Origin of the sequence: Brevibacterium paucivorans (assembly GCF_016907735.1) — a bacterium.
GTDB classification, from domain to species: Bacteria; Actinomycetota; Actinomycetes; order Actinomycetales; family Brevibacteriaceae; genus Brevibacterium; species Brevibacterium paucivorans.
The window spans coordinates 2,266,266-2,278,670 of record NZ_JAFBCP010000001.1 but is presented as its reverse complement, the minus strand read 5'-3'; the positions used below and the strand labels follow the sequence as shown (position 1 = coordinate 2,278,670).

At 59.2% G+C, this 12,405-nt stretch carries 11 protein-coding genes; 5 read left to right on the top strand and 6 right to left on the bottom strand.

Annotated elements, in window-relative coordinates:
- Positions 1-92: 92 nt before the first annotated feature.
- The 3 genes from JOE56_RS10525 to JOE56_RS10515 all read right to left on the bottom strand — a co-directional run bounded on the left by JOE56_RS10525 (position 93) and on the right by JOE56_RS10515 (position 2,633).
- Positions 93-1,568 carry a J domain-containing protein gene (locus JOE56_RS10525; protein WP_204515924.1) on the bottom strand — a complete coding sequence of 492 codons (1,476 nt, stop codon included), beginning with the start codon at positions 1,566-1,568 and terminating at the stop codon, positions 93-95.
- A gap of 103 nt (positions 1,569-1,671) precedes the next feature.
- On the bottom strand, positions 1,672-2,190 hold the full coding sequence (locus JOE56_RS10520) for a hypothetical protein (RefSeq protein ID WP_204515923.1): 519 nt from the start codon (positions 2,188-2,190) through the stop codon (positions 1,672-1,674).
- 245 nt (positions 2,191-2,435) lie between these two features.
- Positions 2,436-2,633, bottom strand: a complete 198-nt coding sequence (locus tag JOE56_RS10515) for a hypothetical protein (RefSeq protein WP_204515922.1) — start codon at positions 2,631-2,633, stop codon at positions 2,436-2,438.
- 257 nt (positions 2,634-2,890) lie between these two features.
- On the opposite strand from JOE56_RS10515, the gene JOE56_RS10510 reads away from it, so the two are divergent.
- From JOE56_RS10510 to JOE56_RS10495, 4 genes are all read left to right on the top strand, one after another.
- Complete coding sequence (locus tag JOE56_RS10510; protein WP_204515921.1) at positions 2,891-4,258, top strand: FtsX-like permease family protein; 1,368 nt, start codon at positions 2,891-2,893, stop codon at positions 4,256-4,258.
- Positions 4,255-5,490 carry an ABC transporter permease gene (locus JOE56_RS10505; protein ID WP_239530431.1) on the top strand — a complete coding sequence of 412 codons (1,236 nt, stop codon included), beginning with the start codon at positions 4,255-4,257 and terminating at the stop codon, positions 5,488-5,490. Before JOE56_RS10510 ends, JOE56_RS10505 begins: the two co-directional genes overlap by 4 nt.
- 8 nt (positions 5,491-5,498) lie before the next feature.
- Positions 5,499-6,140, top strand: coding sequence for an ABC transporter ATP-binding protein (locus JOE56_RS10500; RefSeq protein WP_204515920.1), 642 nt, complete (start codon positions 5,499-5,501; stop codon positions 6,138-6,140).
- Positions 6,141-6,290: 150 nt separating this feature from the next.
- Positions 6,291-7,502, top strand: a complete 1,212-nt coding sequence (locus tag JOE56_RS10495; protein WP_204515919.1) for a DUF819 family protein — start codon at positions 6,291-6,293, stop codon at positions 7,500-7,502.
- Here the strand turns inward: JOE56_RS10495 and pdxT are convergent.
- Positions 7,499-8,101, bottom strand: a complete 603-nt coding sequence (pdxT, locus tag JOE56_RS10490; RefSeq protein WP_420867797.1) for a pyridoxal 5'-phosphate synthase glutaminase subunit PdxT — start codon at positions 8,099-8,101, stop codon at positions 7,499-7,501. The genes JOE56_RS10495 and pdxT overlap by 4 nt on opposite strands.
- Complete coding sequence (pdxS, locus tag JOE56_RS10485) at positions 8,095-9,006, bottom strand: pyridoxal 5'-phosphate synthase lyase subunit PdxS (protein WP_204515917.1); 912 nt, start codon at positions 9,004-9,006, stop codon at positions 8,095-8,097. The genes pdxT and pdxS overlap by 7 nt, the downstream gene beginning before the upstream one ends.
- A 94-nt stretch (positions 9,007-9,100) precedes the next feature.
- On the opposite strand from pdxS, the gene JOE56_RS10480 reads away from it, so the two are divergent.
- The gene (locus tag JOE56_RS10480; RefSeq protein WP_204515916.1) at positions 9,101-10,492 is read left to right on the top strand and encodes an aminotransferase class I/II-fold pyridoxal phosphate-dependent enzyme; all 1,392 of its coding nucleotides are present in this window, start codon (positions 9,101-9,103) and stop codon (positions 10,490-10,492) included.
- A 33-nt stretch (positions 10,493-10,525) separates the two neighbouring features.
- Here JOE56_RS10480 and JOE56_RS10475 read toward each other — a convergent pair whose 3' ends face one another.
- Positions 10,526-12,313, bottom strand: coding sequence for an HNH endonuclease signature motif containing protein (locus tag JOE56_RS10475; RefSeq protein WP_204515915.1), 1,788 nt, complete (start codon positions 12,311-12,313; stop codon positions 10,526-10,528).
- Between the last annotated feature and the right edge of the window lie 92 nt (positions 12,314-12,405).

Sequence of the window (12,405 nt, the reverse complement as noted above, 5' to 3'; positions counted from 1 at the left end):
TGCATAGTCACAGTCATATGCTCGCGCGATTTGTGTAGCGCTATATTGTGTGGTCATTAGTTTTCGCCTTTCACCCGGCCACATGATTAATTCTAAGCTTTCTTGAGAACCGCGAGAATATTGAGCAACTTACGGTTGGTGTAGACATTTTTCTGGTCGAAAAGGAACTCTGCAATCTCGTTCACTGTAGAATTTGCGTCCGCCATGCGGATACCTGAAGGACAATACGAATTGTCATAGACGAAACTCTCTCTACCTTTGACCGGGTGGATGCATACCCACGAGCGAACTGTCGCACCCGCGTAGCCGACATACTCCTCATAGTTCTGCTGCGCCTTTTCCATGTGAATAGTGCGAAGCGTTCCGTCACCTTGACGAATAGTTTGGTTGTCGGCCCATTCGTACAGATCCGACGGCCAGAGTTTCGAATCAATGAGCGCAACTCGGTTTCCATAAACAACTGCATGGTCGACATCGGCGTTTGAACTCATTGAAAACTGAAGGCCATGGAATACATACACGCCAGGCGCGTCGAGCAAGAATGACAAGGCTTCGGCTGTCGCCCTCTCTCCAGCAATCCCCGCTTGAATATTCGCTTCGCTAAAGTCACTGTCTTTTAAGCCATCGCCCGGACGCCCAAACGTATTACCGTTCGCAATAAAATCTACAGGAATGATGTACGCACCAGACCGTAACCGGTTGGGCGCAGCACTTGTAATTACAAAGGCAATCCATGCCAATGCGATCGCGATGATGAACCAGAGTTCTCCATCCACTAAGTTCGGATGACGCGAAAGCAGGAAAAGCAAGACCGGAAATACCCACCCAAAGAACCGAACGCGCGCGGAAAACACGCTTAACAAGCCGACCAAAGACACCAGCCCGCGAAGCCACCACAGCAGCATCAGGAAAAGCGTCAAGAATGGACTTCCACCGCCATCAAAGTCCAATCCATGAAACACAAGAAAATACATTTCGGCTAAATAGGAACCGATAAACAAAAGAATCGACAACCAGTGAAACGCATGAAACCTGCCGTACGATGGCGAGGGGCGCATGGGTGGCATGTTTGACGGGACTGAGAAATTGGGAATTACGGGCGTTGAAAGGAATGCGAAATCCCCGTTGCGTCCCCCGGCCATTCGTGCAGTCCGACGGCCCGAATACTCAGAATATGACGGGTTCTCGCCTGGCGCATCTTGTTCCCCGGGAGCATCTTGCGCTGTAGATTCCGGTTGTCCTGCAGGGTTGGTACCATGAGTTGACGATGTCGTTTGGCTATTCACATTCGCATCGCCTTCAGACGCCGTTGACGGTTGTGTATTGACAGGAGACTCTTGGGGTGACGCCCCATCCAAGCCCAGTGATTGGTCATACAAAGCGCGACGAGACGGGTCCAAAAGCACTTCAGATGCGTCTTGTACGGCAATGTATCGAGTGGACGCACGGCCACCGTTCATGTCTGGATGAGTCTCCCGGAGAGCTCGTCGACAAGCCTTTTTAATCTCGGCCTGCGTAGCAGACGAAGTCACGTCAATAAGGTCATAGAGAGTTGGGATTTTAAACATTTGTGCTCCATTTAGAACCTGAGAACATACTATTCGTTTCTAGTAGTAAAGGCGCGACTCGTCCGCCCGTTAAAGTGCGAATTCGATTGAGGACCTCCGATGATTAGGACCTAGTTAAGCCCTTTGCGCGTGTATAGAATTTCCACAGTCCTATTTCTGAGCCGGATATAAGCAAACTAAGCTCAGTGTGTGGGTTGATGAACATGACGTCCCCGGTGGGAGCCTCTAGGTTGGTATATGGCGCGTAGTCTGTTGATACAAGAACAAGTGGAATGTCGTGATCCCAGCTGCCTGCTACCTCTACCGGCACAGACCGATCTGACACGATAGCCAAACGTTCACTTTCGGTGAGGCCATCTGGTATACTTACGTGTTCGATGAACGCCTGCTGCGTAACATTCGCATAGTGGACCGCTGCATCTGCCCGCGCAAAAAGAGCCTCGTCGTCTCCCTCATCTGTGAAAGCTATTTTGTCGTAATTCTGAATAAAGAATCCAATGCACTCGCCCAGCGTGTCAGCGAGCATTGTTTCCCCCGTCATGTCGATAGCGTGCAGATAAGGCTCGCCGTTACGCTTGACCGGGAGTTCTGTATCCGTGCTGTCAATGATTGTGTAACTCATCGCTATTCCTCCGTTTCTGGTAGTTATTTACAACGTAGACGGAGGCACTGACACAGTTTTTCTCCCGGCAATCACACCCCACTCACGCACTCACCTTCAACCCCACAAGATCGGCGCAGACGGCTACCAGACTCGATTCAGATTCGAATAATAAATTTTCTCTGGATTTTTCGGCGCGCATCATCTTGCGAACTTCAAACCCTGCCAGTCGAAACAGGTGCGGCGTGTGCCTAGTTTTTCTGGGCTTAGGGGATTTCCAGGAGGAGGGTGATCATGTGCAGGGCCTCTTCACGAAAATCGAAGTGGATGAAGTGGTCGCCGATCTCGTAGCGTCGCCACGTAGTACTACCACAACCGATAGCTTCAGGTTCCTCGAAGATGGCATCGGCTCGTTCTGGGGTGATGTCCGGTGCCACAAAGCCGTCAATAAGCGACCCCGACATCGCTTGCAATCTGCGAGACCTTTGGGTCATCGATTGTGCATCCGATGATCTCGTTGAAGGCCACGATTGTTCTGGGTGCTTACCCTCCCACAGGTTCGGCGCAGACGGCTACCAGAATCGGTTCAGAATCGAATAGTACGTTTTCTCAGAACCTTTTCGGCGCGCACCGTTTTGCGAACCGCAAGCCCTGCCACCGTTGGCACCACCGCGATAACAACTCTGGGCGCGCCAACCGTTTTTACCGTGAAAGGGAAACTTTGACGTTTCTAGGAAGAGCCAGGCGCTACTGTGTCCGAAAGCCAGTCAAAACACTCATCATTTTTGTTGTCCTCATCATCATGGCCACAGTGGTCATGGCGGCCAGCGCTGTCACCCGCTCGGCTGACCAAGTGTCAGAGGAGATCGACGCGAAAACCGGCCGCGGGTTCGTCCTTGAGAACAACCCTCAGAACAACCTCGGCACACCCCGAGGTGCCGGCACCGTCAAGGCTGCGGACATTGACACGCTCTCAAAACTGGACGGCGTGGAATCCCACGTCGCCCGGCAAAACGTCACCGCTGACCTGGTCAACGCCAAGGTCCAGAAACTCGACCACGACGACTATGACGAACAGCGCGAAAAACAGTTCGGCAACGCTGTCAACGTGTGGGGCGTCAACAATAGCGAGATCGACAACAATTTCCGCAGCGGCTCCCTCAAACTCACCCAGGGCCGCCACCTCACCCCCGACGACACCCACAAAGCCGTCATTCACGAAGACCTCGCCAAAGCCAACAACCTCAAGGTAGGCGACACCCTCACGCTTAAGGGCAACAAGTACGACGTCGACAACCAACGCCAGTCCACCAAAGAAGTCAAAACCCAGATCGTAGGCCTGGTGTCAGGCAAAAACACCAAACCGGCGGCCATGCGCAACGAACTTTTCGCCAACACCGTGTTCACTGACCTGGACACCACCCGCGAGCTCTACCAGTTCACCCCTGACACCGAGATCTACCAAGACGCCAACTTCTTCGTAGCCAAAGACACCAACTTCGACGACGTCACCAGGGCCGCTAAGGCCAAACGCATCGACTGGCAGAACTACCAGATCTCCCCGTCCACCCAGTACCTGTCTGGCATCACCGGCGCCGTCGACGGCATCAAGAGCATCATGCGCAACACCACCGTGGGCGCCACCATTTTCGCCGCCGCGATCGTCGCACTCGTCCTGTTTCTGTGGCTGAACGAACGCAAAAAAGAAACCGGCACTCTGCTGTCTATAGGCGTCACCAAGGCCAGCATCGCCGCCCAATACCTCGCCGAACTCATCCTCATCGCCGTACCCGCCTTCATCTGCGCGTACTTCGCCGCCAGCCGTTTCGCACAGTGGATGGGCGACACCACCCTGGCCAGCGTCAACAAGTCCGCGGCCCAGGAAATGGCGCAGGCCGGTCAGTTCGGCTCCGACCTGGAGTCCTCCGCGTCCGCCCAAACCCTGGACAACCTCACCGTGGGGCTCTCCCCCACCTCGGCCATTCAGGCGTCCATCATCTGCGTGGCTGTGATCGCCGTGGTCGTCGCCATCACAGCGGTGCCCATGTTGCGTAAGAGCCCCCGCGCGATCCTCGTGGACGCGGCATGACCCACCCCTGGTCCCGAGCAATCCGCTGCGTTACCCGCAAACCGCGCCGCAGCCTCCTCATGATCCTCATCATGACCGTGGTGTTCACCGCGCTCGTCGCCCAGTCCGGTGTGCGCTCCACCATGGCCCACGTCAAGCACGCCATCAACACCAACGTGGGTGCGGGCTTCACTGCGACCAACCCCAACCACAACGGTGACCCCAGTGACAGCCCCAGCTCTGGCATTGACCCTTCCCTGGCTGACCGGTTGGCTTCCCTGCCCGAGGTGGCAAAGCACAGTCTGGAAGCGTCCACCCTGGCGCGCCCTAAGGACGCCACGCCGGTGGCTGGCACCAGTGGCGTCCAGTTGGATCCGAAGTTCGCAGGCGACGTCAGCGTCACCGGCGCTCACAACTCCGAACTCAACCCGGCGTTCCAAGGCAAGCTGTACCAACTTACCGAGGGCACGCACGTGGGCACGGGCACAACGCAGGCGCTCATCCACCGGGAGTTCGCCAGCCACAACCACCTCGGGCCCGGCGACACCTTCACGCTCACCCGAGACGGTTCCAGCGTGACCGTCACCGTGGCGGGCATCTTCGACGGCAAAACCGAGAACCCTACCGGCCTGCCTTCCGGGGCGTCGCAGAACCAGGTTTTCGTGGACCTGGCGTCAGCTCAGAAACTGGGCGCGCCACTGACCACCGGCCGATACTTCACACACAACGCGCAACAACTCACCAGCGCACTCGACGCCGCTAAGCGCACGGCCCCCGACCTCACCCTGGAGGACAACTCCGCGCAGTTCGCGCCCGTTCTGCAGGCGATCGCGGGGGTTGACCGGCTGCTGACCATCCTGTTGCTCACCTTGTGTGTGGCAGGCGCGGGTGTGCTCACGTTGGTGAGCACGTTCTGGGCCCGAGGTCGCTTCCACGAAATCGGCATCCTCCTGTCCCTGGGGAAGAGTAAGGGCAATGTGCTTGCCCAGTTCGCGATCGAGTCCAGTATCTTCGCCGCCGTCGCAACCCTCATCGCAGCTGGGGCGGGCACGGTGCTGTCGAACCACCTCGGGCGGGCGGTGTTTACCCAGGTTGGCGGGGAGACGCTTTCTTCCCTGCAACTGACCACCAGCGCCGGAGACGTTGTTGCGGCGGTGGCGTTGGGGTTCGTCCTCGTGCTCATGGGCGTATCCGTGGGCGTGCTGCCGCTCATCACGCAACGCCCCAAACGAATTCTTGCAAAACTCAGTTAGGAAACATCATGACCATCATGCAACTCGACCACGTCAACTTCACCTACGCCAGTGCCGCCAAGCGGGTGCTCAGCAATGTCAGTTATGACTTCGAGGTGGGCACGTTTTACGCGATTGTGGGCTCGTCAGGCGCGGGTAAGACCACCATGTTGAGCCTGCTGGCCGGGCTCGACGCACCAACGCAAGGCGCGGTTCTGTTCGACGGGAAGGACCTCGCCACCACCGGTTACACGCGCCACCGCAGGGACCAGATCGCGTTGGTCTTCCAGAACTACAACCTGATCGACTACCTCACGCCGTTGGAGAACCTGCGTCTGGTCAACCCCAAGGCCAGCGTTGAGGACCTTACACGGTTGGGAATCGACGAGGCGGCGGCCAAGCGCAACGTGTTGGCCCTGTCCGGTGGGCAACAGCAGCGCGTGGCGATTGGGCGCGCATTGGTGTCGTCAGCACCCGTGATCCTGGCTGACGAGCCCACGGGCAACCTGGACGAGGACACCGCCCAGGGTGTCATCGAGATCCTGCGCGACGCCGCCCACGAACAGAACAAGTGCGTGATCGTGGTGACCCACTCGCGGCAGCTGGCTCGCGCCGCCGACGTCACTCTGCGTCTGGAACAGCGCAAGCTGGTGGAGCGGAAGAAAGCATAGGGGCTTGTGCGCTTGGGGCTCAGTAAATCCCGAGCCCACCACCACACATGTTGTACGGTTGTGATACGCGTCACCTGTCGCGCATTGGTGCCGAGGTGCGCGTAACCCGGTAAGTACCCACCTCGACAACGGAGGAGCAGACGAGCAGCCATGATCACCGACGGTTTCTTCTTCCTGGCCACCCTGATAGGCATCGCAGCGATCCTGGTGTACTTGGAGAAACGTCGGGGTATGGCGGTGTTCAAGTACGTGCCCGGGTTCGTGTTCCTGTACCTGATCGCGGCCACGTTGAACACGCTGGGCGTGTTTGGGCAGACCGACTCGATCGACACCGTGGGCTCTGGGGTCAAGGACGCGCTACTACCGGCGATGATCATGTTGTTGCTGTTCCAATGCGACGTGCGTCAGATCATCAAACTGGGGCCTAAGCTCATGCTCACGTACGCGGCTGCGGTCGTGTCGATTTTCGCCGGGTTTGTGGTTGCGTTCCTTTTGTTCCGAGGTCTTGTGGATTCCGAGGCGTGGAAAGGGTTCGCGGCGCTGGCAGGTTCGTGGACCGGTGGTTCGGCGAACATGGTGGCCGTCCAGGAAATCCTTCAGGCGCCCGAATCCCTGTTTGGGCACGTGCTCATCGTGGACACCATCGTGTACTCGCTGTGGCTACTGCTGATGTTTTCCGGAACGGGAATCGCCCAGCGCTTCAACGCATGGGTTAAGGCCGACACTTCCTACCTCGAGACCCAAGCCGCCGCGGTCGCGAACTCGGGTGACACCTCGGCGGGGGTAGGCGGCAAAAACAAGGGCGGTGGCACCAACGGCAGCGGTGAGACCCTAGACCTGGTGGCGCTCTTCCGGGTCATTGCGTTGGGGCTGTTCGCGTCAACGGCGGCCACGTGGGTGGGTAACCAGCTGCCAGAGATTGGCGTGGTCGTCACCTCCACCACGTGGACCATTCTGATCGTGAGCGTGTTGGGGCTGATCATCGGGTCCACGCGGTTTGGCAAGATGCCCGGCGCCTCCGAGGTGTCCCACATCATGCTGTACATCATCATCGGGATTATCGCGGCGGGGTCAGACTTCAGCTCCCTGGTCGAAGCGCCGCTGTACCTGCTGGCCGGGTTCGTGGTGGTTACCATTCACCTGTTGCTCATGGTGCTGTACGCCAAGCTCACCCGCACAGAACTGTTCAGCCTGGCCGTCGCCTCTACCGCCAACATTGGTGGTGTGGCATCTGCGCCCGTGGTAGCCAGCGCGTACAGCCAGCAGCTGGTACCCGTGGGTGTACTGTATGCGCTCATTGGCGCGTTTGCGGGTACGTTCTTCGGGCTGGCTACCGGGCAGATACTCAGTATGTTGAGCTAGCCCCTCCGCGCGCGAGCCTTATCCATGAGTCGCGCGTGGAAGCGCGTCTCGCCGATGAGCTCCGGGTGGAAAGACGTCCCCAGAAGGTTGCCCTGCTCGACCGCGACCACCTCGCCTCCCGGGAGGGTGGCCAGCGAGCGGGCCGCGGGGCCCACCTCGGCGACAATAGGCGCACGGATGAACACGGCGCGCACCGGTTCCTCCCCCAGGTCAGGGGCGTGCAGGTCCGACTCGAACGAGTCGATTTGGGAGCCGAACGCGTTGCGCCGAACCGTCACGTCAAGACCGCCGAAGGTCTGTTGCCCTTCGATGCCGTCACAGATCCGGTCCGCAAGCAAGATCAGGCCCGCGCACGTGCCGTAGACGGGAAGGCCGGCCGCGATCGCTGCTTGGATGGGTTTCTGCAGGTCAAACGCACGCGACAGTTTGTCGATCATGCTCGACTCACCGCCCGGAAGCACCAGCGCCTCGACCTGCGCGAGTTCACGTGGGCGGCGCACTAGAGTGACCTGAGCGCCCAGGGATTCACACGTGTTTGCATGTTCTCGCACGCCACCCTGGAGCGCCAGGATACCTACGCGAACGGGCGCGTTCACCAGCCACGCTCGGCGAGGCGGTGCGGTGCTGGGAGGTCAGCGACGTTGATGCCCACCATGGCTTCGCCCAGTCCACGGGACACGTCCGCGATGACGGCCGGGTCGTCGTAGAACGCGGTGGCTTTGACGATCGCCTGTGCGCGTTTGGCCGGATCGCCGGACTTGAAGATGCCCGAGCCCACGAACACGCCGTCGGCGCCCAGCTGCATCATCATGGCGACGTCGGCGGGGGTGGCGACTCCTCCGGCGGTGAAGAGGACAACGGGGAGCTGGCCGGTGCGGGCGACTTCTGCGACCAGGTCGTATGGGGCCTGGAGTTCCTTTGCGGCGACATAGAGTTCGTCTGGGGTCAGGGCGCGCAGGCGGTTGATTTCAGCGGTGATGGTGCGGATGTGCTTGGTTGCTTCCGAGACGTCACCGGTTCCGGCTTCACCCTTGGAGCGGATCATGGCGGCGCCTTCCGTGATGCGGCGGAGTGCCTCACCCAGGTTGGTGGCGCCGCACACGAATGGCACGTCGAACTTCTGCTTGTCGATGTGGTTGACGTAGTCGGCAGGTGAGAGGACCTCGGACTCGTCGATGTAGTCCACGCCCAGCTCCTGCAGCACCTGCGCTTCCACGAAGTGGCCGATGCGCGCCTTAGCCATCACCGGGATCGACACCGCGTTGATGATGCCGTCGATGAGGTCCGGGTCGCTCATGCGGGCCACGCCGCCCTGGGCGCGGATGTCGGCGGGCACGCGTTCCAAGGCCATGACCGCGACTGCACCGGCGTCCTCTGCGATCTTCGCCTGGTCCGGCGTCACCACGTCCATGATGACGCCACCCTTGAGCATGTCGGCGAGTCCGCGCTTCACGCGGCCGGTGCCGTGGTGGTTTTCATTCGAGGTGTCACTCGAGTTCGTCATGTTGGGCTCCTTTGTCTGTACGTGCCTGTACCAGCGCTTTTAGTTTTGGTCTAGGCCAAAAGAATGTACCACGTCACAGCCTAGACTGGGGCTTGTGACTCACCACGTGGAAATAACTGGGCAATCTGCGAGCGACATCGCCGACTCGGTCCGCACCCTCATCGACCGCGGGCACCTGCGCCCCGGCGACCTGTTGCCACCCGTGCGCACGCTCGCCCGGGATTTAGGCGTCAACCGCAACACCACCGTGGCTGCGTACCGACTGTTGGCAACCTCCGGACTGGTGGTTGGGCAAGGGCGCGCCGGCACCCGAGTTGCCGACCTCTCCCCCGGCCCTCAGGACGGGTACGCGACGGATGGGGCGGATGACACCTCGGCCCAGCTGGTTGACCTTGCCAGTGGCAATCCGCTTCCAGCGCTGATTCCCGATCTACGCCCGGCGCTCACCGCCGCGGCTGGGCACACGGTGCTGTACGGCGAGCCGGTGATCGACGCGGGGCTTGCGCGGTGGGCGCGGGACTGGTTTGCGCCGGATGTACCGGGGGCTTCGGGGGATTCAGGGACTCCGGCGTCGTTTGAGCTGTCGGTAACCTCGGGTGCGGTGGATGCGATTGAGCGGTTGTTGGCGCAGTCGCTCATGCGCGACGACGCGGTGGGCTTGGAGGACCCGTGCTTTTTGGCGAGTCAGCAGACGGTGCGGTTGGGCGGGTATCGCACGGTGCCGATTGCGGTTGATGAGCGCGGCATGACGCCTGCGGGGCTGCGGGTCGCGCTTGAGGCAGGCGTGCGCGCGGTGGTGTGTACGCCTCGTGCGCAGAATCCCACGGGCGCGTCGATTGATGCCGAGCGCGCCCGGCAGTTGCGTGAGGTTTTGGCCGATCATCCGTATGTGTTGGTGATTGAGGACGATTATTACTCGTTGTTGTCGAGGGTGCCGTTTGAGTCGATTGTGGGGCCCGAGCATCAGCGCTGGGCACTGGTGCGTTCGCTGTCGAAGTTCATTGGGCCCGATATTTGTGTTGCCCTGGTTGCTTCTGACCGGGAGACGGCGGCGCGGTTGGCGTTGCGGTTGAGCCCGGGCACCACGTGGGTGAGTCACTTGTTGCAGCGGATCGCCCTGGCGCAGCTCACCGATGCCAACGCGCGGGCGCTCATTGAGCGCGCCGCCGGCGTGTATGCGGATAACAACGCGGCGTTCGCGCGGGCGCTTGCTGAGCGCGGAGTTCATGTTGGGGTTGGCTCTACTGGGGCTGGCGCTGTGCGTGCTGGCGACGGTATCAGCGTGTGGGTGCCGGTGAAGGCTCCCGCCACCGAGGTGGCCGCCCGCTTAGCCCGTCACGGCTGGACTGTGCGTCCTGGCGATGAGTTCGGGCTTACCGAGGGTGGTACTGCCAGCCATCACATCCGCGTTACTGTCCATGAGCTGACTGAGTCGCAGGTTGAGGCTTTTGTTACCGACCTTGTCGTGGCTGGCGGGTATGCATAGGCGACGCACAGTGATCACGTGACCCGTTCACCACTATGAAAATGACTTGGCGAACGCTTCGAGCTGCTTGTAATGGCTCTGGTTCAGCGGCGATGCGGGAGGGTAGGACAGCACGGTACCGATTCGTGGGAACTCCCACTCCACTCCCCCATCATCTGTGCGCCGAGCGCTAAGATGCCCCTCAGTTTTGGCCTGGTGGTGCCTGCGACATAGGGGCTGCAGGTTCTCAAGTATGGTCTGGCCACCGTTCTGCGGGTTGGCTTGATCGAACGGTACGATGTGGTCTTTGTCGCACGCTTTGGCCAACCGGCTACACCACGGCGCGGAACAGTACACCCATCTGGCCTCGAGCGTCCGAGCCATCTGCTTGGTCACCCTGTACCTGGTCGGCATAATTTCGCACACTTCTCCCGTGGAGGGGTCAGTGAAGTACCTGTATACCGACGACGCTTGTCTTAATAGTTTGTCTGTGGTGTAAGAATCCAACGCGAATTCGTTGTTCACCATCACCGGCACTGGCGGACCTGTCGAGCCTCGACTTGTCGCCGGGCCTTTTCGCTTCTGAAGCTCAGTTCTGCCCAATTCGTGTGGCCCGTCTCTATCTATTGCTCCAGGCTCGCCTTCATCTATATCCGGTAGATTATCTCCACCTATTTCTGCTGGCCTGTCCCCTATTTCTGGTGGCCTGCCTTCGTTGTCCATGAACTGGATCAGCGGAACCATTACGCTGATGCCCGCTTGGGACTTGAGCCACTCTTCGTTAGTGGGAATCGAGATGGTAAGTTTGACTTCTTTCACTTCCGAAGCACCGCGAGCCTCGTCCTGTCCGAGCCACATCTCCACGGCTTCGTCAACACGCTGTGGCGCCGGAACATCGTCATTTTGAGTTACGCTAGCTGGCTTCGTCTTTCCCGTACGAGTAATCCGAGCCTTTATCTGAGTCGCAGGCCGAGCCCCAATGGCCATGTCGTACATCACCTGGTGGAGCAAACGCTCTTCGTCTATTTCTACCTCTCCCATGCTGCGCACTGGGACTTCTGTCGTGGGCGTGAACTCTTCACTTCCGATGTGTGCCGAAAAGCTGCCGATAGCCCCATGAATAACGGCGCGGGCTCCACCTTCAAGCCGTTTGAACATTGCTTCGATCTCAATGCTGGGACCGATCAAACTCAACACTGATTCCCCACCTGGATTGTGCGTACACACTACCCGGCGGTTTTCCTTCACGATTTCGTTTGTTTCTTGAGGAGTGGAGAGCATCGCGATGATTTCATTGACGTACTTCCTAAACACCTTTGGCGAGACATCCAGCCGCCGATCCATCATCAACCGATCGAACGCAATAATGTCGATACCGGCCATTGCCACCTGCGCGGCGGTTGCGCGCACGCGTTCATACGACAGTTGACCGTTCTGGACGTAGCTCCACAAGCCTGGCATCAGAAGCGCCATAGTCACGATGGGTCGCAGACGGGAAGTCACCTGCCGTCCGGTGCAATCGAGAGCTGTTGCAAAAATCCCCACGTCTTCGATGGGTAGTTCGTACTGGAGTCGCACAATGTCTTCGACGAGCACATACCCCACACCATCTATCCGCACATACTTGGTGGGAGCGCCACGGGTACCAGATAACTCAGCCAGCTTCGATGCCTCCAGCCTCGCTTTTTCGAGCTGCTTGGGCGTCATTACCGGGAGGCATTCCACGAAATGTTGGACGACCACACGCGCCAGCGCAGCGAGACCTGCATCGGCTACACGCCGAGCTTTAGTCAATACATCAATCTCACGGCAACTGCGCTCTTCGATGCCTCGTTCATACATGATACTCACCTCCTCACGCCTCTATTCTATTATTATTCGAACGGTAGCGCAAGAGTGAATATGATAGTTTTTCGATTTATTCTCGATGGCCC

Coding starts and splice junctions, on each gene's coding strand:
- JOE56_RS10525 (WP_204515924.1), bottom strand. CDS start 1,568: ATGTTTAAAATCCCAACTCTCTATGACCTTATTGACGTGACTTCGTCT.
- JOE56_RS10520 (WP_204515923.1), bottom strand. CDS start 2,190: ATGAGTTACACAATCATTGACAGCACGGATACAGAACTCCCGGTCAAG.
- JOE56_RS10515 (WP_204515922.1), bottom strand. CDS start 2,633: ATGTCGGGGTCGCTTATTGACGGCTTTGTGGCACCGGACATCACCCCA.
- JOE56_RS10505 (WP_239530431.1), top strand. CDS start 4,255: ATGACCCACCCCTGGTCCCGAGCAATCCGCTGCGTTACCCGCAAACCG.
- JOE56_RS10500 (WP_204515920.1), top strand. CDS start 5,499: ATGACCATCATGCAACTCGACCACGTCAACTTCACCTACGCCAGTGCC.
- JOE56_RS10495 (WP_204515919.1), top strand. CDS start 6,291: ATGATCACCGACGGTTTCTTCTTCCTGGCCACCCTGATAGGCATCGCA.
- pdxS (WP_204515917.1), bottom strand. CDS start 9,006: ATGACGAACTCGAGTGACACCTCGAATGAAAACCACCACGGCACCGGC.
- JOE56_RS10475 (WP_204515915.1), bottom strand. CDS start 12,313: ATGTATGAACGAGGCATCGAAGAGCGCAGTTGCCGTGAGATTGATGTA.